This window comes from Rothia sp. HMSC078H08, from assembly GCF_001808955.1.
Taxonomy (GTDB): Bacteria; Actinomycetota; Actinomycetes; order Actinomycetales; family Micrococcaceae; genus Rothia.
The window spans coordinates 220,746-240,435 of the sequence record NZ_KV795257.1; the positions used below are offsets into that span (position 1 = coordinate 220,746).

At 57.9% G+C, this 19,690-nt stretch carries 14 protein-coding genes; 3 read left to right on the forward strand and 11 right to left on the reverse strand.

Going from position 1 to position 19,690, the window contains the following annotated elements; genetic code table 11:
* Positions 1–33: 33 nt before the first annotated feature.
* The 9 genes from uvrA to HMPREF2528_RS07765 form a co-directional block, all read right to left on the reverse strand.
* The gene (gene uvrA, locus HMPREF2528_RS07725; protein WP_070543645.1) at positions 34–2,922 is read right to left on the reverse strand and encodes an excinuclease ABC subunit UvrA; all 2,889 of its coding nucleotides are present in this window, start codon (positions 2,920–2,922) and stop codon (positions 34–36) included.
* 126 nt (positions 2,923–3,048) lie between these two features.
* Entirely contained in the window at positions 3,049–3,822 is a 774-nt protein-coding gene (locus tag HMPREF2528_RS07730) for an MBL fold metallo-hydrolase (protein WP_070543648.1), read from the reverse strand.
* Between the two features lie 1,249 nt (positions 3,823–5,071).
* The gene (locus HMPREF2528_RS07735; protein ID WP_005508799.1) at positions 5,072–6,784 is read right to left on the reverse strand and encodes a formate--tetrahydrofolate ligase; all 1,713 of its coding nucleotides are present in this window, start codon (positions 6,782–6,784) and stop codon (positions 5,072–5,074) included.
* A 232-nt stretch (positions 6,785–7,016) separates the two neighbouring features.
* Positions 7,017–8,066: a zinc-dependent alcohol dehydrogenase family protein gene (locus HMPREF2528_RS07740; RefSeq protein ID WP_070543650.1), complete on the reverse strand. Its 1,050-nt coding sequence runs from the start codon at positions 8,064–8,066 to the stop codon at positions 7,017–7,019.
* 325 nt (positions 8,067–8,391) lie between these two features.
* Positions 8,392–9,369, reverse strand: coding sequence for a class 1b ribonucleoside-diphosphate reductase subunit beta (gene nrdF / locus HMPREF2528_RS07745; RefSeq protein WP_070543651.1), 978 nt, complete (start codon positions 9,367–9,369; stop codon positions 8,392–8,394).
* A gap of 147 nt (positions 9,370–9,516) precedes the next feature.
* A complete protein-coding gene (gene nrdE / locus HMPREF2528_RS07750) occupies positions 9,517–11,697 on the reverse strand; it encodes a class 1b ribonucleoside-diphosphate reductase subunit alpha (protein ID WP_070543653.1) in 2,181 nt (726 codons plus the stop codon).
* Entirely contained in the window at positions 11,670–12,200 is a 531-nt protein-coding gene (gene nrdI, locus HMPREF2528_RS07755) for a class Ib ribonucleoside-diphosphate reductase assembly flavoprotein NrdI (protein ID WP_005505795.1), read from the reverse strand. The genes nrdE and nrdI overlap by 28 nt, the downstream gene beginning before the upstream one ends.
* 74 nt (positions 12,201–12,274) lie before the next feature.
* Complete coding sequence (gene nrdH, locus HMPREF2528_RS07760) at positions 12,275–12,499, reverse strand: glutaredoxin-like protein NrdH (RefSeq protein WP_005505794.1); 225 nt, start codon at positions 12,497–12,499, stop codon at positions 12,275–12,277.
* Positions 12,500–13,272: 773 nt separating this feature from the next.
* A complete protein-coding gene (locus HMPREF2528_RS07765; RefSeq protein ID WP_070543654.1) occupies positions 13,273–14,382 on the reverse strand; it encodes an App1 family protein in 1,110 nt (369 codons plus the stop codon).
* Between the two features lie 177 nt (positions 14,383–14,559).
* Between HMPREF2528_RS07765 and HMPREF2528_RS07770 the strand changes: the two genes are divergently transcribed.
* The 3 genes from HMPREF2528_RS07770 (at position 14,560) to HMPREF2528_RS07780 (ending at position 17,392) form a co-directional block, all read left to right on the forward strand.
* Positions 14,560–15,675: a polysaccharide deacetylase family protein gene (locus HMPREF2528_RS07770; protein WP_070543656.1), complete on the forward strand. Its 1,116-nt coding sequence runs from the start codon at positions 14,560–14,562 to the stop codon at positions 15,673–15,675.
* A gap of 216 nt (positions 15,676–15,891) precedes the next feature.
* Complete coding sequence (locus HMPREF2528_RS07775) at positions 15,892–16,632, forward strand: DsbA family oxidoreductase (protein WP_070543658.1); 741 nt, start codon at positions 15,892–15,894, stop codon at positions 16,630–16,632.
* A gap of 262 nt (positions 16,633–16,894) precedes the next feature.
* The gene (locus HMPREF2528_RS07780; RefSeq protein WP_083297893.1) at positions 16,895–17,392 is read left to right on the forward strand and encodes an excalibur calcium-binding domain-containing protein; all 498 of its coding nucleotides are present in this window, start codon (positions 16,895–16,897) and stop codon (positions 17,390–17,392) included.
* Positions 17,393–17,458: 66 nt separating this feature from the next.
* Here the strand turns inward: HMPREF2528_RS07780 and HMPREF2528_RS07785 are convergent, their stop codons facing one another.
* Both HMPREF2528_RS07785 and HMPREF2528_RS07790 read right to left on the reverse strand, forming a co-directional pair.
* Positions 17,459–18,760, reverse strand: coding sequence for a DUF6339 family protein (locus tag HMPREF2528_RS07785; protein ID WP_070543660.1), 1,302 nt, complete (start codon positions 18,758–18,760; stop codon positions 17,459–17,461).
* 2 nt (positions 18,761–18,762) lie between these two features.
* Positions 18,763–19,686, reverse strand: coding sequence for a hypothetical protein (locus HMPREF2528_RS07790; protein ID WP_070543662.1), 924 nt, complete (start codon positions 19,684–19,686; stop codon positions 18,763–18,765).
* Positions 19,687–19,690: the final 4 nt, after the last annotated feature.

Consider the following 19,690-nt stretch of genomic DNA (forward strand, 5'->3'; position numbering starts at 1 on the left):
TAGGGCAAATTTTTGACTAGTTCAGGATCTCGGCTAGTTCAGGATCTCAGCAAGGAACGCGCCGGTGTGCGAGCCCTTCACCTGAGCCACCTGTTCCGGGGTGCCCTCTGCGATGACGGTGCCGCCGCCGCTACCGCCTTCGGGGCCCATGTCGATGATCCAGTCGGCGCACTTGACCACGTCCAGGTTGTGCTCGATGGTGATGACGCTATTTCCCTTGTCAACCAGCGATTGCAGCACGGCGAGCAGCTTGCGGATGTCTTCAAAGTGCAGGCCGGTGGTCGGCTCGTCCAGCACGTAGATGGAGCGGCCGTTGGAGCGCTTCTGCAGTTCAGTTGCGAGCTTCACGCGCTGCGCTTCACCGCCGGAGAGGGTGGTTGCGGGCTGGCCCAGGCGAATGTAGCCCAGGCCCACGTCCACGAGGGTGTTCAGGTGGCGCGCAATCGGGGTGAATGCGGCGAAGAACTCTGCGGCTTCTTCCACGGGCATTTCGAGTACGTCGGCAATGGTCTTGCCCTTGTAGTGCACTTCGAGGGTTTCGCGGTTGTAGCGCTTGCCGTGGCAGGTTTCGCAGGGTACGTACACGTCCGGCAGGAAGTTCATTTCAATCTTCAGGGTGCCGTCGCCGGAGCAGTCCTCGCAGCGGCCACCCTTGACGTTGAAGGAGAATCGGCCGGGGGTGTAGCCGCGCATTTTTGCTTCGCTGGTCTCTGCGAACAGCTTGCGGATGTGGTCGAACACGCCGGTGTAGGTGGCGGGGTTCGAGCGCGGGGTGCGGCCGATGGGCGACTGGTCCACGTGAATGACCTTGTCCAGGTGTTCCAGGCCGTCGATGCTCTTGTGGCGTCCGGGTACCTGCTTGGCGCCGTTGAGCTTGTTCGCCAGGGAGGTGTACAGAATGTCATTGACGAGGGTGGATTTACCCGAGCCGGACACGCCGGTCACCGCGGTGAATACGCCCAGCGGGAAGGACACAGTCACGTTCTTGAGGTTATTTTCGCGGGCGCCGCGCACGGTCAGCTGGCGTTCCTTGTCCACGGGGCGGCGGGATGCGGGCACCTCAATGCTGCGGCGGCCAGCCATGTAGTCGCCGGTAATGGACTTGGTGTTCTTCAGCAGCTCCTCAAAGCTGCCGGAGTGCACGATTTCGCCGCCGTGCTCGCCGGCGCCGGGTCCTACGTCCACGATCCAGTCAGCTTCGCGCATGGTGTCTTCGTCATGCTCAACCACGATAAGCGTGTTGCCCATATCGCGCAGCTTAGTGAGGGTTTCGATGAGGCGGCGGTTATCGCGCTGGTGCAGACCGATGGAGGGCTCGTCGAGCACGTAGAGCACGCCAACCAGACCCGAACCAATCTGGGTTGCGAGGCGGATGCGCTGCGCCTCACCGCCGGAGAGCGTACCGGCGGAGCGTGAGAGGGTCAGGTAGTCCAGGCCCACATCCAGCAGGAACTGCAGGCGCGCGTCAATTTCTTTGAGGACCTGCTCGCCAATCTTGGCTTCGCGGGCGCTGAGCTGCAGGCCGCGCACGAAGGCGAGCGCGTCAGCCAGGGACAGGTCGGTGATGTCTGCGATGGACTGGCCGCCAACCTTCACGCCGAGGATGGTCGGGTTCAGGCGCGCGCCACCGCAGGAGGGGCAGGCGACCTGGCGCATGTACTGTTCGTAGCGGTCGCGGGCGAAGTCCGATTCGGTTTCTTCGTGCTTGCGCTTGATGTACGCCTTCACGCCCTCGAATCCGGAGGTGTAGCGGCGTTCGCGGCCGAATCGGTTGCGGTAGGACACCTCAACCTTGTAGTCCTTGCCGTCCAGAATGGCGGCACGGGTTTTGGCGGGCAGGTCCTTGAAGGGGGTGTTCAGGTCGAAGCCGAGCTCCTCCCCCAGACCCGCGAGCAGGCGCAGCCAGTATTCGGTGGTTGCTTTGCCCTGCGACCAGGGGGCGATAGCGCCCTCGCCGAGGGTCAGGTCGGGGTTGGGTACGAGCAGTTCGGTGTCTACTTCCAGGCGCGAGCCAATACCGTCACAGGCGCTACACGCGCCGAACGGCGAGTTGAAGGAGAAGGAACGCGGCTCGATGGTGTCGATCTGCAGTGGGTGGTTGTTGGGGCAGGCGAGGTTTTCGCTGAAGGAGCGGGTGCGTTCGGGGTCGTCCTGCTCGCGGTCCACGAAATCGATGAGCACGCGGCCGTCGGCGAGCTTGAGCGCGGTTTCGATGGAGTCGGTCAGGCGCTGGTGAATACCGTCCTTAATGACGATACGGTCGACGACCACATCAATGGTGTGCTTGTACTGCTTGGCGAGCTTGGGCGGGTCGGAGAGCTGCACGGTTTCGCCGTCCACGCGGGCGCGCGAATAGCCCTGGGTCAGCAGGTCCTTGAAGAGGTCAACGAACTCGCCCTTGCGTGCACTGACGACGGGCGCGAGGATCTGCAGGCGGGTGCGTTCGGGGTACTCCTGCAGAATGTCCACGATCTGCTGCGGGGTCTGCTGGGTGATTTCTTCGCCGCATTCGGGGCAGTGCGGGTGGCCGATGCGCGCCCAGAGCAGACGCATGTAGTCGTAGATTTCGGTGATGGTACCGACGGTTGAGCGTGGGTTCTTGGAGGTGGACTTCTGGTCGATAGACACCGCCGGGGAGAGGCCCTCGATGAAGTCTACGTCGGGTTTATCGACCTGTCCGAGGAACATGCGCGCGTAGGAGGACAGCGACTCAACGTAGCGGCGCTGACCTTCCGCAAAGATGGTGTCGAAGGCGAGGGAGGACTTACCGGAGCCGGAGAGGCCAGTGAAGACGACCATCGCATCACGCGGAATGGTGAGGTCTACGTTCTTGAGATTGTTTTCGCGGGCACCCTGAACCCGGATACTGGTCAGGTCGTTCGCTTTGAGTGCGGTGCTACCGTGTGCCGGGCGGGGTGTCATCGAAAATCCTTTCGTCTTATCTTCGAACTTAAATTCTACACCCTCACGCCTTTCACCAGCGGGATTATGCGGCGGGGGAAGGCATGAGGGTGCAGCACTTATATGAGGCGGACTGTCAGGCGCGGTTTACCAGCCGCGGGTTCCCCACTCTTCCAGGTGGGGGCGCTCGTCGCCGAGGGTGGTGGAGCGGCCATGGCCGGGCAGTACGATGGCGTCGTCTTCGAAGCCGCCGAAGAGCTTTTCGAGCACGTTGGAGAAGAGCTCGCCGAACTGCTGCGGGGAGTCGGTCTTGCCCACGCCGCCGGGGAAGAGAGCGTCGCCGGTGAACAGCAGGGTTGCGGGAGTGCCGTCTTCCCAGGTGGTTTCGAGGGTGTAGACGATGGATCCTGGGGTGTGGCCGGGCACGTGCAGGGCGTGAATGACGGTGTCAGAGAGATAGAAGTCGAAGCTTTCGCCGCCGGTCAGATCCTCTTCGACGGTGTAGTCTTCCTGCTCCTTAATAGCGGCTGCGTCAGCGGCGCCTGCGGAGGTGACGGCACCGGTGAGGCGGTCGAGCTCCTTAATGGCACGGATGTGGTCCCAGTGGCCGTGGGTGACCAGGATGCCGGTCAGACCGATTGCGCGGGGCTTGAGGGAGTTGAAGTCCTCGTCCCTCTCCATAACGCGCACGCGGCGTTCTTCGCCGTCTGCCAGTTCGAGCTGCGGGCAGTCGTGCAGGAGCGCGTCGAGGGTGTAGGCGTAGAGTTCTTCTGCGTCGTCTGCGGGGTCGATGAGTACCTGCTCGCCGGTGGCGCGCATGGTGATGAGGTAGACGCTGTTGTCCATCTCGGAGACGCTGAACGCACGGACGGTCAGTTCGGGGTTCTCAAAGATGAGGGTGGGTTCGGGGTAAGTAGTCATAGTTCCAGTGTAGGGGTTGTGACCGCACAGCAGGCACCTATGCGTAATACTCCCCTATCAGCGCATTCGGCGTTGAACGCGCGGGGTACATGTACGGGTTGCCTGTGCGGGATGCATGTGCGGGATGCACAGGGAACAGATTCTGGAGCACGCTCGATACAGATTGGGTTCAGCGCGGATTAGGTTCCGGCTGGATTCAGCCCGGCTGGATCCCGCCCGGCTGAGGTTCCACTGAAATTCAAAAGTTAAACAGAGAAGCGACTGCGCATCGATACACAGTCGCTTCTCATGACACCCAGGGGTATCTATCACTCACTCAAACACAAGCAACCCGAGGACTTTGGAAATCTCACGATTACTTGATGACTCAATAGTAGCGAACTTTTTGGGGGCTGTTTTACCACCCAATTTGGTACGGAGAGCCGGATTTAGTGACCCGCGCCTCATTGTAATCATTCTGTAATAAAAACAGGTGTTTTTTAGGGTATCCATACGTACCAATTTCATTTTTTTCGAGTTTTAGCGTGACTTATTTCACCCAAAATAATTTTAGAATTTCCCTCTTTTGGCACTTCGGTGCACCTTTAACTTAAGCTCCACACTCGGCAATCCCAAAGGTTCAATACCCAGTTTTAGCCCGGTATTCTGCGGAAGTAGAGGGTTAAGGTGAAAGTATCTTCAAGTACTTGCAACTTCATGAGCAGGAAAAAATGTACTGCTCACCGTTCAAAATCTGCACAATTATTCGCGCGAGGGCAAAATCAATTGGTCTGTTTTACCCCTGTAGGTACCCCCTAAAGTAGAGGTTTTATTACAAAACAATAACAATACCTCACCCAAAAGGCTCCCTAGAGCCACCCAAAAAAACATCTTTCAAAAAACAAAGCACCTAGTCAATACCATATTTTCACAAAATGCAAGACAGTGTGTCACTAAAAAATCAACCTCTATAGATTGTTTAATAAAACCTGACCTTTAAGCATAAATAGAGCCCAATTATTAACCAGCACGTACCAATTTCACCCTCAAAACAGGCGCTCTAGAAGCCTCAATGAAAGGTTGAAAGACCCCTCCACCAGGGGTTTCAGAATCCTTCACTCCCCCGTTTTCAGGTACTCTACTTCCCCTTATAATCACTACAGAGAGCACCATAGGGCACAGCAAAGGCGGCGCCCCTCCCCCGCTGTGGGGAAGGAGCGCCGCCTCCACTAGCTATAAATCAGCTGGAACAGCCGCTTTAGGACAAGCCTTAGGACAGGCCGACCATCACGCCATTCTCGTCAAAGCCGATGCGCTCAGCTGCGGGGCTCTTGCTCAGGCCCGGCATGGTGCGCATGGTGCCGCAGATAGCGTAAACGTAGCCAGCACCTGCAGCCAGGCGAACCTCGCGCACGGGCAGGGTCCAGCCGGTCGGTGCGCCCTTCAGAGTTGCATCCGAAGAGATGGACAGGTGTGTCTTCGCGATGACCACGGGCAGGTGCGAGTAGCCCAGCTCAGCAAAACGCTTCAGCTGCTTAGCGGCAGCGGGAGCGATAGAGATGCCGTCCGCGCCGTAGACCTTGGTCGCAACCTTCTCAATCTTGGTCTCGATGGAGTCCTCAAGATCATAGGTGTACTTCAGATCCGAAACGTCGTCACATGCCTCAGCAACCACGTCCGCCAGGTCGGTGGTGCCCTTACCGCCCTCAGCCACACCGCGGTGGATAGCGACGCGAGCGCCAGCTTCCTCAGCGATACGGCGGATGGTCTCGTGCTCGGACTCGAAGTCGGTCGGGAAGGCGTTGATTGCTACGACCGGCTGAACACCGAAGTTGCGCACGATCTCGATGTGCTTCTTCAGGTTCTCTGCGCCCTTCTCCACGTCGGAGGGGCTTTCCTGCAGCATGCCTTCGGGCAGGGGCTTGCCCGGAACGATCTTGTACAGGCCGGAGTGAGACTTCAGGGAGCGCACGGTCACGACGAGCACTGCTGCGTCCGGCTTCAGGCCGGAAACGCGGCACTTGACGTTGAAGAAACGCTCCGCACCCATGTCGGCGCCGAAGCCAGCCTCGGTAATCACGTAGTCGGAGTACTCCAGGCCAACGTAGTCGGCGACCACGGAGGAGTTACCGGTTGCGATGTTGCCGAAGGGGCCCGCGTGAATCAGTGCGGGGGTGTGCTCCAGGGTCTGCAGCAGGTTCGGGTTGATTGCGTCTGCCAGGATGACGGACATTGCGCCGTCAGCCTTCAGATCGGCTGCGGTGACGGGCTCGCCGTCGTAGTTCAGGCCGATCACGATCTTTGCCAGGCGCTCGCGCAGGTCCTTGAAGGAGGTTGCCAGCGAGAGAATCACCATGATTTCGGAGGCGCTGGTGATGTCGAAACCGGTCTCGCGGACCACGCCGTCCATGCGTTCGCCCAGGCCCACGACGATGTTGCGCAGGGAGCGGTCGTTCATGTCGATAACGCGGCGCCACTCGATTGCGCGCGGGTCGATGCGCAGCTCGTTGCCGTGGTGCAGGTGGTTGTCAATCATGGCGGCAAGCAGGTTGTGTGCTGCGGTGACGGCGTGGAAGTCGCCGGTCAGGTGCAGGTTCAGCTTCTCCATGGGAACGATCTGGGAGTATCCGCCGCCTGCTGCGCCGCCCTTGATGCCGAAGGTCGGGCCCATTGCGGGCTGGCGCAGAGCCAGGATTGCCTTGCGGCCGGTCTGGGCGAAGCCCTGTGCGAGGGAGACGGAGGTTGCGGTCTTACCTTCACCGAGCGGGGTGGGGGTGACTGCGGTAACCACGATGTACTTGGAGCCGCGCTTGCGGGCGGTCTCTGCGTTGGTGGTTTCGTCAAGGAGGACCTTAGCGACATACTTGCCGTAGGGTTCAAGGCGATCTTCGCTGATGCCGTTGTCCGCTGCGATCTTGTTGATGGGCCAAAGATCAGCGGCAAGTGCGATTTCGAGGTCGGAAGGGAAAGGCTTCTTCGTCATTGTCATCCTTCGAGTTGTACGAATCATGCTCTTTTATTCTATGCCTTGGCTCACTCATTTGTCCCTCACCTCGCCGGAAGGTGGCAAATAAACTCAATTTTTAAAGCACTAATCCCCGCAACCGGTACCCTACGCTCACATGGAGTGAACAGGGTCGGTGCGGGGATCAGTAGCGCATACACGCCGGGTTGCCGGTGTAAGAAGGCACAAGAACCGACGATACGAGCGGCTATTACGGCATAGTCAGCAGAACCTTGGTGGCGGTGCGCTGGTCCATTGCCTCGTAACCCTTAGCTGCCTCATCGATGGGCAGAACCAGGTCGAATACCTTACCGGGCTCAATCTCACCCTTGTAAATCAGGTCGATGAGGGTCGGCAGGTACTTGCGCACGGGGGCGGGGCCGCCCTCCAGGTGAACCTGCTTGTCGAAGAGCTTATCGGTGCCGATGGAGCTGTCGTGCGGCACGCCCACGAAGCCGATGTAGCCACCGTGGCGTACGCAACCGAGTGCCTGGTCGAAGGACTGCTGGGTACCAACAGCCTCAGCAACGCCGTGTGCGCCCACGCCGTCGGTGAGCTCCAGAACCTTGGCGATGCCCTCTTCGCCGCGCTCTTCCACGATGTGGGTTGCGCCGAATTCCTTAGCAAGCGCCTGACGTTCGGGGTTGCGGGACATGATGATGATCTTCTCCGCGCCGAGCTGCTTAGCGCCGATGACTGCGCTCAGGCCGACTGCGCCGTCGCCAATAACGACGATGGTCTTGCCGGGGCCTGCCTGCGCTGCGTCTGCTGCGTACCAGCCGGTGCCGAGCACGTCGGATGCCGCCATCAGGTGCGGAATCTGCTCTTCGGTGGGGGTCGCGGGGGTCTTGACGAGGGTGCCGTCTGCGAAGGGTACGCGGGCGTATTCTGCCTGGGTGCCGTTAGAGCGCATGCCGATGAATGTGTCGCCTGCTGCGATTGCCTTGAGGCAACGGGAGGGGTAGCCTGCGGTGCAGGTTTCGCACTCGCCGCAGGAGATGCAGAAGGAGCCTACGACGAAGTCGCCGGGGGCTACGGTGGTGACCTCGGAGCCGATTTCTACGACCTCGCCGATGTATTCGTGGCCCATTGCGCGGTGATCGACGGGCTCTGCGTCTGCGCCGCGGTAGGGCCACAGGTCGGAGCCGCAGATGCAGGATGCTGCGAGCTTGATGATGGCGTCGGTGGGTTCGAGCAGGGTCGGCTTCTCAACTTCGTTGACGACGACCTTGCCGGGGGCTTCCATAACAACTGAACGCATGATATTCCTTTAGGGGTTGTGGGATAGTAGTCCAATAGTACGCCCCGCGCCCCGATATATCAATGATTTTTTATGCTACGGGGTGAAGGCAAAAACTCCGACAATCTGAACCCGCAAAACTGCTCCCACTCCCCCGCTTCCCCAGCGCTTCCACACCAGGTTAAACCGGGGAATCCTGGACATCCCGGCACGTTGAATAGCCCGGTTAAACGGCGGAACCCCCGCGCATCCATAGTGGATACGCGGGGGTTCCGCTCGGTTTATCTCAGCCTGATATCTCGCAGCGAGAAGGGGCTTAGAAGTCCCAAGCCTAGAAGTTTCAGCCTTAGAAGTCCCAGTCCTCGTCCTCGGTGTTCACAGCCTTACCGATCACGTAGGAAGAGCCGGAACCGGAGAAGAAGTCGTGGTTCTCATCAGCGTTCGGGGACAGCGCCGACAGGATCGCCGGAGACACATTAGTCACAGACGCCGGGAACATCGGCTCGTAGCCCAGGTTCATCAGAGCCTTGTTAGCGTTGTAGTGCAGGAACTTCTTAACGTCCTCACTCCAACCCACACCGTCATACAGGGAGTGGGTGTACGCCACCTCGTTCTCGTACAGTTCGTACAGCAGGTTGAAGGTGTACTCCTTCAGCTCTGCCTGACGCTCCGCGGACTCCTTCGCCAGGCCTTGCTGGAACTTGTAGCCAATGTAGTAGCCGTGCACTGCCTCGTCACGAATAATCAGACGAATCAGGTCAGCGGTGTTGGTCAGCTTCGCGCGCGAAGACCAGTACATAGGCAGGTAGAAGCCCGAGTAGAACAGGAAGGACTCCAGCAGGGTGGAGGCAACCTTCTTCTTCAGCGGGTCGTCACCGGTGTAGTAGGACAGAACGATCTTCGCCTTCTTCTGCAGGTGCTCATTCTCAGAAGCCCAGCGGAATGCCTCGTCAATCTCCTTGGTGGAAGCGAGGGTCGAGAAGATCGAAGAGTACGACTTTGCGTGCACGGACTCCATGAACGCGATGTTGGTGTACACTGCCTCTTCGTGCGCCGTCACAGCGTCCGGCAGCAGGGATACTGCACCGACGGTACCCTGGATGGTGTCCAGCAGGGTCAGACCGGTAAAGACGCGCATGGTCAGCTGCTTCTCTTCTTCGGTCAGGGTCTTCCAGGAGGGCACGTCGTTGCTCAGCGGCACCTTTTCCGGCAGCCAGAAGTTACCGGTCAGACGATCCCAAACCTCAAGGTCCTTCTCGTCCTCAATACGGTTCCAGTTGATAGCCTCAACCGCGTGGTCGACGAGCTTCACCTTTTCGCTCATTAGTAATTCTCCGATTCTTAAAGGGCGGTTACGGTCCCACGCGCGCCCAGCCAGTCGCGCAGGCGGGTTTCGTGTTTACCGTAACCGCCCCTTCCAGTCTTTAGTTATAGTGTGCCAGCTCAGGCTGAATGCGTCACAGCATTCGGGCTAGAGCATGCAGGATACGCAGCCTTCAACCTCGGTACCCTCAAGAGCCATCTGACGCAGACGGATGTAGTAGATGGTCTTGATGCCCTTACGCCATGCGTAAATCTGGGCGCGGTTGATATCGCGGGTGGTTGCGGTATCGCGGAAGAAGAGGGTCAGCGACAGGCCCTGGTCCACGTGCTGGGTTGCCACAGCGTAGGTGTCGATGATCTTCTCGTAACCAATTTCGTAGGAGTCCTGGTAGTACTCCAGGTTGTCATTGGTCATGTACGGCGCCGGGTAGTAGACGCGGCCGAGCTTGCCTTCCTTACGGATCTCAATCTTCGAAGCGATCGGGTGAATCGAAGAGGTCGAGCCGTTGATGTAGGAGATGGAGCCGGTCGGCGGAACAGCCTGCAGGTTCTGGTTGTACATGCCGTACTGTGCCACGTCAGCAGCCAGCTGAATCCACTCTTCACGGGTGGGGATGTGGTGCTTAGCGAACAGTTCGCGAGTACGCTCGGTCTGCGGTTCCCATTCCTTCTCGATGTACTTGGCGAAGAACTCACCGGATGCGTACTTCGAGTTCTCGAAGCCCTCGAAACGCTGGCCGCGTTCCTTAGCAATCTGCATGGAGGTGCGGATTGCGTGGTAGACGACGGTGTAGAAGTACATGTTGGTGAAGTCCAGCGCTTCTTCGGAACCGTAGTAGACGTGCTCGCGTGCCAGGTAGCCGTGCAGGTTCATCTGGCCCAGACCCACGGCGTGGCTCATGTTGTTGCCGCGCTCGATGGAGGGTACGGAGCGGATGTCGGACTGGTCGGAGACGGAGGTCAGCGAACGAATCGCGGTTTCCACGGTCTTGCCGAAGTCGTCGCCGTCCATGGTCAGTGCAATGTTCAGCGAACCGAGGTTGCAGGAGATGTCCTTACCAACGGTCTCGTAGCCGAGGTCAGCATGGTAGGTGGACGGCTCAGAAACCTGCAGAATCTCGGAGCAGAGGTTGGACATGATGACCTTACCGGCGATGGGGTTCGCGCGGTTGACGGTGTCTTCGAACATCACGTACGGGTAGCCGGACTCGAACTGAATCTCTGCGATGGTCTGGAAGAACTCGCGAGCGTTAATCTTGGTCTTGGTGATGCGTGCATCGTCGACCATCTCGTAGTACTTCTCGGAGACGTTGATGTCGGAGAAGGGCACACCGTAGATGCGTTCCACATCGTACGGGGAGAAGAGGTACATGTCCTCGTTCTTCTTGGCCAGCTCGAAGGTGATATCGGGGATCACGACACCCAGGGAGAGGGTCTTGATACGAATCTTCTCGTCGGCGTTCTCGCGCTTGGTGTCCAGGAAGGCGTAGATGTCGGGGTGGTGTGCGTGCAGGTACACGGCACCGGCACCCTGACGTGCGCCGAGCTGGTTTGCGTAGGAGAAGGCGTCTTCCAGCAGCTTCATGACGGGGATAACGCCCGAGGACTGGTTCTCAATCTTCTTAATGGGCGCGCCGGATTCGCGCAGGTTGGTCAGGGCAAATGCCACGCCGCCGCCGCGCTTGGAGAGCTGCAGTGCAGAGTTGATGGAGCGGCCGATGGACTCCATGTTGTCTTCCATGCGCAGCAGGAAGCAGGAGACGAGCTCGCCGCGCTGCTTCTTACCAGCGTTGAGGAAGGTCGGGGTTGCCGGCTGGAAACGGCCGGAGATGATCTCGTCGACGATGTCTTCGGCGAGTTTCTCGTTGCCTTCTGCCAGCAGCAGCGCCACCATGCAGACGCGGTCCTCGAAGCGCTCCAGGTAGCGCTGACCGTCGAAGGTCTTGAGCGCGTAGGAGGTGTAGAACTTGAAGGCACCCAGGAAGGTCGGGAAGCGGAACTTCACGGCGTAGGCGCGCTTGAACAGGTTCTTGATGAACTGGAAGTTGTACTTCTCGAAGAGCTCAGGCTCGTAGTACTGGTTCTCGATCAGGTACTCAATCTTCTCTTCCAGGTCGTGGAAGAACACGGTGTTGTTGTTGACGTGCTGCAGGAAGTACTGACGTGCTGCCTGGCGGTCGGCGTCGAACTGAATCTTGCCGTTCTCATCGTAGAGGTTCAGCAGAGCGTTCAGCTCGTGGTAGCTCATACCCTTGAACTTCTCGGGTACGCTCTTGCCGCTGTGGCTCGCACCGAGAGTTTCTAGTGCTGAGGGCAGTTTTGCGTCCAAAATGCTTCCAATCCTTCGTTGACTTTTTCTACATCTGAATCGGTGCCCATGAGCTCAAACTTGAAGAGCACGGGCACATCGCACTTCTTGGCGACAATGTCTGCCGCGATGCCGAAGAGCGGACCAAAGTTGGTGTTGCCGGAGCCAATCACACCGAGCATGTGGTGACGATTCTGCTCCACGTTCAGGAATTTAACCACCTGCGGGGGAACGTTACCGGCGCCTTCAGGCTTGCCGTAGGTGGGGACGATGAGCACGAACGGCTCATCAAGAATGAGGGTGTCTTCGCCGGTGCGCAGCGGCAGGCGGAGGCGGCGGGCACGGATCTTCTCCACGAACTTGTGGGTGTTACCGGAGATGGAGGAGAAGTACACGATGAGTGGCGCTGTGTCGTCCAGTTCGACCTCGGTCGCTCGACCCTCGGAAGCATTGCGTGCATCCATAAGAATCTTGCGGATTTCTGCGTGCTCGTCGACGGGGTTGGGCGTGAGGGCGGTACTCAACGTGTACTCCTTATCTCGTGTGCCGGTGTGAGTTCCGTGCCGATTTTTCCGTTTGTACGGGTTCGGCTGGGTTGTTAGGCTGCCAGAGCGTTGATCTTGTCGGGCTGGAAGCCGGACCAGTGCTCGTCACCTGCAATGACGACGGGTGCCTGCATGTAGCCGAGGGACTTGACCATTTCGAGGGCCTGAGCGTCTTCGGTGATATCAACCTTGGTGTAGCTGATACCCTTCGCGTCGAGGGCGCGGTAGGTCATGTTGCACTGGACGCACTGGGGCTTGGTGTACACGGTCACTACCATGGGAGTGCCTCTTACTTTCTCCCGCTCAGGCGGGGTTATCTCGTGAATGAATCTGGCGTGTTTCGTTTGCGGTTCACCACGTGATGTTTACGGCGGGCGCGGTGCCGTCCGCTGCCCCCTCCTCGTGGGGTGTGGCGGTTTCCTGCGCTGGGGCAGGGCGCTCAAAGTGCCGTAGTGGTGGAACCGAGTATTAATACTACATCTAGTGTCGAGATTTTTCTTCACCACAAGATGATGTGGTGCAAGGGTCGTGTTTCGTTCGATAAACCCACAGCTGAACCCACTTAAGAGGGGGTGTCTACAGCTTATCCACACCCTACCGCGAGGCTAGTTCGTTGGATTTTCGCGGGGTGCGCCGGGTTATCCACAGGTGGGGTTTAAGTTGGGCAGGATTTTTAAGGGTTCATTCGCCCGCCAAGTTGAGGTTCAGTTAACCTCATGTATGCTTTCGGGGGCATAAAACCCGGCAGATTCGGGCTTGATTTTAAAGAGATCTTCGCTCTCACGCGTTCTTGCGCGGAACGGCGCGGTTTTAAAGCAGAACGGACTTTCTTAAAGACGAGGGTTAACCCCCTTCGAGCGGCTTTAAGCTATGTGATTAAAGCTGTAGAAAAGATTTTTAACTTTTTTCCACTAACCGGTGTGTCGTGGGTTTAAGTTGGTTAACTCCCCTGAAACAGCAAAACCCACCGCATATACCGGTATTTCGCGGTATTTGCGGTGGGTTTACAGGCCATAGGCGCAGGTTTTAGCAACCGGCGAACAGTGACCGACTAGAAATCGATCAGACCCAGCTCACGCAGCTTCTTACTGAGCGTTACGCCGTCGGTGGCTTCAATCCACAGCGGCGAGCGCATCATCTGTTCGGCACGGTAGTCACTCCACACGCGACCGGAGGCGAGCATGGTCTCCCCCACCGTCAGGTTGCGGATGACGATTGCCGCCACGTTGTCCGGGTAGCGTACCGCGAAGCCGTTGTAGATGTACGGGTCGCGCTGCCCATCGTCGCCGACGAGGATCCACTTCATCTGCGGGAATTCCTCGGCGAGGCGGCGCAGGGACTCGACCTTGTGGTTGGTTCCGGAGCGGAACCAGCGGTCCGGGGTGGGGCCCCAGTCGGTGAGCAGGAACGTGCCGCGCGGGTAGCCGTTGCGGCTGAGGAAGCGGCGCAGGGTCGGGGTGATGTTCCAGGCGCCGGTGGACAGGTACATGAACGGCGCATTCGGGTGGCTGCGGCGGATACGGTCGGTCATGACCGCCATGCCGGGGGTGGGGATACGTGCGTGCTCGTCGAGGATGAAGGAGTTCCAGGCGGCAACCATGGGGCGCGGCAGCATGGTGACCATGACGGTGTCGTCGACGTCCATGATGACGCCGAGCTTCTGGCTTTCGGGAACGATGTAGACGCTGGTTGCTACGGCGCGGGAGCCGGGCACATACATGATGACTTCGTGCATGCCGGGTTCCAGGTCGATGCTGAGTTTGACGTCGAGCACGCCGCCGCGGTCGGTGTACGCCTCGTGCTTGGTGCCATCGATGACGATGGTGACGGGCGCATCGGACATTGCGGTTGCGGTGAAGGAGCGCCAACCGCGCATGGGGTTGGCGGTGTCTTGGGTGCCTTCTACGACCTGTAGCAGGCGTTCGAGGTTGACCGTCTTGTAGAGTGCGCGGGCGATGACGCGGACCCAGCCGGGGTTGCCGTCGGAGGCGGCGCGGCCGTAGCCTTCGGTGGGCACGAGGATAGGCTCGCGACCGGCAGCGATGGCGCGCTTTTCACGCCAGCGGTGCAGCCTGTCTGCAACACGGTAGCCGATGTTGACTGCCTCGTCGGCAGCATCGTTCACAAGGTTGCGCAATTCGTGAGTGCCCAAATTCTCCATCCCCCTAGTTTAGCGGAGCGTTACCGGCTTGCGGCTTCTTGATTTTGTGTTCTTATACCTAGTTTTTATACCTATTAATACTGTGGTGCTGAGCGCGCGGTGTGATGTGCGCATTATTTAGGGTGTATTCGCTGTTCAGATTCGTTCCTTGCAGGTGGGGGCGTTATCCTGGAGAGTATGACCCACTCACAGCCTAACCGCCGACTTTTTGTGCTCGGCACTGCTATGCTTCCGCTGATTGCTGCCTGCTCGAAGAAGTCGAATGACTACGACGGCACCAGCGGTAATTTCACTCCGTATCAGGCTGGCGGCGAGACCTCTGCTGCTGCTACTCGCCCCGCACCCACGAATTCGCCGACGGTTGCCGCTGCTGGCAACCCGGTTGATAAGCCGCGCGAATGGCCCGGCATCGGCAACTCTCTCATTGGTGACGGCAAGTATGTTGCGTGGACTGTTGATGACGGCGCAAGCCCGGAGGCGATTCGCGGCTACGCTGAGTTCTCGAAGCGTACGAATACTCGCCTGACCTTCTTCATTAACGCTTCTTACACCGGTTTTAAGGAGCATGTGTCGTTGCTGCGTCCGCTGGTTCAGAGCGGTCAGATTCAGGTTGCGAACCACACCTACAGCCACCCCGACCTGACCACCCTGGACGCTGAGGGTGTGAAGGAAGAGCTGCAGCGTAACGAAGACGAGATTATGAGCATGTTCGGTGTCTCGTCGAAGCCGTACTTCCGCCCGCCCTACGGCCGCTACAACGATGCGGTGCTGAAGGCTGCCGGTGAGATTGGTTTTACCCGCCCGGTCATGTGGAACGGCACCACCGGTGACGAGGCGAAGACCAGCTCCCGTGTGATTTACATGCGTTGCATCCGCTACATGCTGCCGCAGCAGATTGTGCTGGGCCACCTGAACTACGAGACGATCATCCCGATCCTGGATAAGGTGAAGGGCCTGCTTGATGACCGCGGCCTGACTGCGGTGACGGTTCGTGACTACTACGGTGACGCATCCGAGGAAGAGATTAAGGCGGCGGCTCCTTCGCCGACCCCCACCCCGGAGGAGAAAACCCCGGAGCCCGAGCAGACCACTGAGGCACCGGCAACCCCTACCCAGGAGCCGACTACTGAAACTCCGACTCAGGCACCGACCACCCGATATGAGGATGAGGTAGCGGCAACCCAGCAGGCTACGACTGCACCTGCGGCGGCACCCACTACGGCTCCGCCTGCTCGTGCGACCGCTGCACCTGCGGCTACTGCCACGACCGCACCGGCGGCTGCCCGCCGATAGGGTCCGCGTATTTCGCGTGTGCTAAGCCCCCTTGACCCGGTTCCTGTACGGATATTCCTGTGCAGAAGATTCTGTACGAACCGGCGCGAGGGGGCTTTGCCGTACCCGGCGGGAATAACGCTGGGAAATAGCCGGGAATAAACGCGGCAACCGGGGCGTTAGGTGAGCGTACAGTTGCGGCAGTTGCCCCATCCGAGTGTGAGAGGAATAGACACCATGCGTATTGATATTTGGTCCGATATTGTGTGCCCCTTCTGCTACGTGGGCAAGCGTAACCTGGAGCAGGCGCTCGCCGAGTTTGAGCACCGTGACGAGGTTGAGGTGGTGTGGCATAGTTTTGAGCTGGACCCGTCGGCTACGGAGCATCCTGCCGGTTCGCTGCCTGAGCTGATTGCCGGTAAGTATCAGATGTCGTTGGAGCAGGCGATTGCGAGCCAGGAGTCGTTGGCGGAGCGTGCCCGCGAGGTGGGTTTGGATTTCAATTGGCGTCAGGCGCGGTACGGTAACACGTTTGATGCGCACCGTGTGATTCATTATGCGGCGGAGCAGGGTTTGGCGTCGGCGGCGCAGGAGGCGTTTAAGCTGGCGTACTTTACGCAGGGCCGTTCGGTGCAGGATCACGAGTCGATTCTGGATATTGCTTCTGAGATTGGCCTGGATACTGCCGAGGTTGAGGCGGTGTTGAAGAGCGACCGTTACGCGGCGGATGTGCGTGCTGATGAGCAGTTGGCACGCCAGCTGGGCATTAATGGTGTGCCGTTCTTCTTGATTGAGTCGAAGTGGGCGGTCAGTGGTGCGCAGCCTGCGAAGATGCTGGTGCAGGCGCTGCGTCAGGTGTGGGAGGAGACTCACCGTGTTGAGTTTTTGAACCCGCTGGCGGGCGCGGCTGGTGACGCAGCAGGTAACAATGCTGCGGAGGCGGGTCCGTCCTGCGATGTGAACGGCAACTGCTCCTAGAACTGCTGAGAGGTGCGCGGCGGGGGGGGTGCTACTCCCCTAGCGCCCCCGGCTAATGCAGCCCCAGGTATAGCGAAGCCCCCTTGCGCCGGTTCTTGCATGAACCGATGCAAGGGGGCTTTGCTATGCCCGCACGTTATATCTTCCCTTGTCAGAATGTTTGGGAGCTCAATATTACCTGCGGATAGGACTGTTTTCATTTACACTTGAGTGTGTGTTCTACGGTGAACACACTTGTCCACTCACTTTATAAAGGAATATTGTGTTGAAAATTCACACCGCGACCGCTGGTGTTCTTGCGGGTGCTCTGCTGCTGACTGGTTGCTCTTCGTCTGTTCGCGCTCCGAAGCCTGGGCCTTCTGCGTCATCGTCGACGTCTGTTTCTGCTAGCCCTTCGGTTTCAGCTACTCCTAGTTCTTCTCCGAGTGCGTCTGCGACTCCTTCGGAGTCTCCTACCCCGACGGTAACCCCGTCTCCTGTTCCGACGACTGAGGCTCCCGTGCAGGCACCGGCTACTGAGGCTCCCGCGCAACAGGCTGAGCCTGTTCAGCAGGCGCCGGTAGCTACGGAGGCGCCCGTCCAGCAGGCGCCCGCGCAGCCGGTTCAGCAGGCTCCGGCGCAGTCGAGTGTTTACTACGAAACATGCGCTGATGCTCGTGCGGCTGGTGCGGCGCCCTTGCATCGTGGCGAGCCGGGTTACCGCCCGGGTCTAGATAAAGACGGTGACGGCGTGGCGTGCGAGCCGAAGAAGAAGCACTAGGCTCCTGCCCGTTCTTATAGCGAAGCCCCCTCGTACTATTTCTAGTACAAGGGGGATTCTTACTTTTTAGCGCTTCCAGGGCATGTTGCCCCAGAACTGTCCCATCTTAGATCTGGGAGGCGTGAGCTTGCTCCTGCGAGTCTTAGCTTCAGAAGCCTGCTCATGAGCTTCTTCGTCCGCAATTGCTTCAGAGCTTTCTTGTTCTAGCTTGGCTTTGAGCTTGCTCTGCGGAGTTCGAAGACGTGACGGACGTTCCTCAGGTTCCTCGTCAACGTAGTACCCGTACTGCGTTGAGCTAAAGAGGTTTGATTCGCGGAATTCGTTAACCGGCACGAAGAACGGTTGAGGTTCCGCAGGTTCCTGAGCCTCAGACTCCTCAGTATCAGATTCCTCAGCTTCAGGTTCCGCGGGTTCGATGTCCTCAGCAGCCTCAAGATCTGCTGGCTCTTCCTCCTCTTCAAGCTCTACCTCTTCCGACTCGTAGTCTTCTACAGCTTCAGAATCCCAGGTATCTTCATCCTGTTCTTCGGTGATACCCTCCTGCAGCTTGAAGGCCTCGATAACCTCGTTCTTGATGTCCTCAAGGAGTGCGAACATATCCTCGTACGACTTGTACTGCACCATCTCAACGCCCATACGCACCGTGAGCTCTTCCGCAATTTTACGTTTGATCCTACGAGCAGAGACTCCCCTCTCCAAACCATAATCGCTGGGTACACCCACAGAGTTTAGGGTTCGAGCGAGAGCCAACGCCAAATTACGGTTCGTCGAGATAGAGGTTCGGTCCAAAATCTGGTTGAGGTCTTCCTCTGTGAGGTAGCTTCCCTCTTCCATGACTTCACCCAGGAGGTCATAGGTCAGCCAGGTTCGACGTAGGACGTGGCGGCGCAGGTTGCCAATATGTCGGTCCTTATTTGACGGGGCAAAACGCGCAAAAGCAGCCACAGGCAGAACCCTCAGACCGATAAACTGCCACACCTCAATGGATTCAGCTTCGCCGCGAATCATGTGCAGGTTCTTGTGTAGGGCTTTACCGATACGGTGCGAGTACTCGTACTTCCACTTATCCCGATCATCAGAAAAAGCCTTAAGACTATTAAGTTCCTCATCGATGATTCTGCGAAGTTTATCCAGAATCATTATCGGAATCTTGGTTCCGCCAAGCTTAAGAAAGTCCAGGTCAGTATCAATTTTTCCGCAATCTACATTGCGTAGCGGAACCCCAGAGTTTTTCCATTCCTGCAATTCTATACCCGCTAGAAATTCTTCCAGACGGTAGTAAATATACTGTTCTTCCTGCTCTGCAGGCGCCTGAGTAGTCTCAGGTCTAATATCCTGCTGGGCAGGCTCTATGTTGTGCTGAACCATGCCTACTTCCATCCCTTCTGCATGTACCCGGTAGCACCGTCAATCTTGCTCTGCACGGAATTCCAATCCCTTTTCAGCGCGTCAATAAGTTCCGGAATGGTCATTGAGAAATTTTCTTTAATAATCCTCTGGGCGACGATTTGAAACTGCTTGCAATTTCCTTCGGTGAGTTCTTTCTGCGACATATACAAAGAAGTCTCGTTCATATGAGAAATATAGATTTCTCGCACAAGAGTTGCCAGAAAATCTCGAGAAATAGCGGGTTCTAGGATTTCATAATCCTTTTCATTCTCTCGCACCAAAGCCTCACCAGCCGGGTGTTTTGTATTCACACATACTCGCACGCACCTTGAATAAATTGCTTCCGGATTACTCGCGTCACATTCTACAACCCAGGGCGAATTTTTATCCCACTCGTGCACTCGAGAAAAATCGAGCTGCGAGAATGGCATGCCAGCACCTTCACCACTTATAGAGAGAATTTTTTCAGACGTAGCAATGTATGCTTCTCGCGCCTGATTATGTCCCTCCATGTCTAGAGCACCACCCACTAGCACTGCTCGAAGTTTCAGTTCTCCCGCAACCTTACGTCCAGGAATCTTGACACTGACAACCGCAACAAATGATTCCGAATCGAGCTGAATATCTCGGCTCTCTTCAATGACGCTCCAGTGGGTCGGTCGGCACTGGACCTCACACACTAGGTTCAAGGGGATGTCCAAGCTTCCAAGTACTCGACGGAGCCCCTCAACGCTAGCTCTAACAGAAATAGAAAGTTTCAGATTAGTTTCATAGTTCCAAATTGAAGATAGATTATCCGGGTCAACAATTTCGCCGTTCTGATTACGAATATCCCATTCGCCCCATTCCACTTCGTGCGGGAAAAGGGTGAGATGAGGATATGCCTTTACACGCTTACCTGCCATAGCT

Excerpts from the sequence above, each read along its gene's own strand:
- nrdH (WP_005505794.1), bottom strand. The coding sequence starts at position 12,499 with ATGGTAGTGACCGTGTACACCAAGCCCCAGTGCGTCCAGTGCAACATG.
- nrdF (WP_070543651.1), bottom strand. The coding sequence starts at position 9,369 with ATGAGCGAAAAGGTGAAGCTCGTCGACCACGCGGTTGAGGCTATCAAC.
- HMPREF2528_RS07785 (WP_070543660.1), bottom strand. The coding sequence starts at position 18,760 with ATGGTTCAGCACAACATAGAGCCTGCCCAGCAGGATATTAGACCTGAG.
- HMPREF2528_RS07730 (WP_070543648.1), bottom strand. The coding sequence starts at position 3,822 with ATGACTACTTACCCCGAACCCACCCTCATCTTTGAGAACCCCGAACTG.
- HMPREF2528_RS07740 (WP_070543650.1), bottom strand. The coding sequence starts at position 8,066 with ATGCGTTCAGTTGTTATGGAAGCCCCCGGCAAGGTCGTCGTCAACGAA.
- HMPREF2528_RS07775 (WP_070543658.1), top strand. The coding sequence starts at position 15,892 with ATGCGTATTGATATTTGGTCCGATATTGTGTGCCCCTTCTGCTACGTG.
- HMPREF2528_RS07765 (WP_070543654.1), bottom strand. The coding sequence starts at position 14,382 with ATGGAGAATTTGGGCACTCACGAATTGCGCAACCTTGTGAACGATGCT.
- HMPREF2528_RS07790 (WP_070543662.1), bottom strand. The coding sequence starts at position 19,686 with ATGGCAGGTAAGCGTGTAAAGGCATATCCTCATCTCACCCTTTTCCCG.
- HMPREF2528_RS07735 (WP_005508799.1), bottom strand. The coding sequence starts at position 6,784 with ATGACGAAGAAGCCTTTCCCTTCCGACCTCGAAATCGCACTTGCCGCT.
- uvrA (WP_070543645.1), bottom strand. The coding sequence starts at position 2,922 with ATGACACCCCGCCCGGCACACGGTAGCACCGCACTCAAAGCGAACGAC.
- HMPREF2528_RS07770 (WP_070543656.1), top strand. The coding sequence starts at position 14,560 with ATGACCCACTCACAGCCTAACCGCCGACTTTTTGTGCTCGGCACTGCT.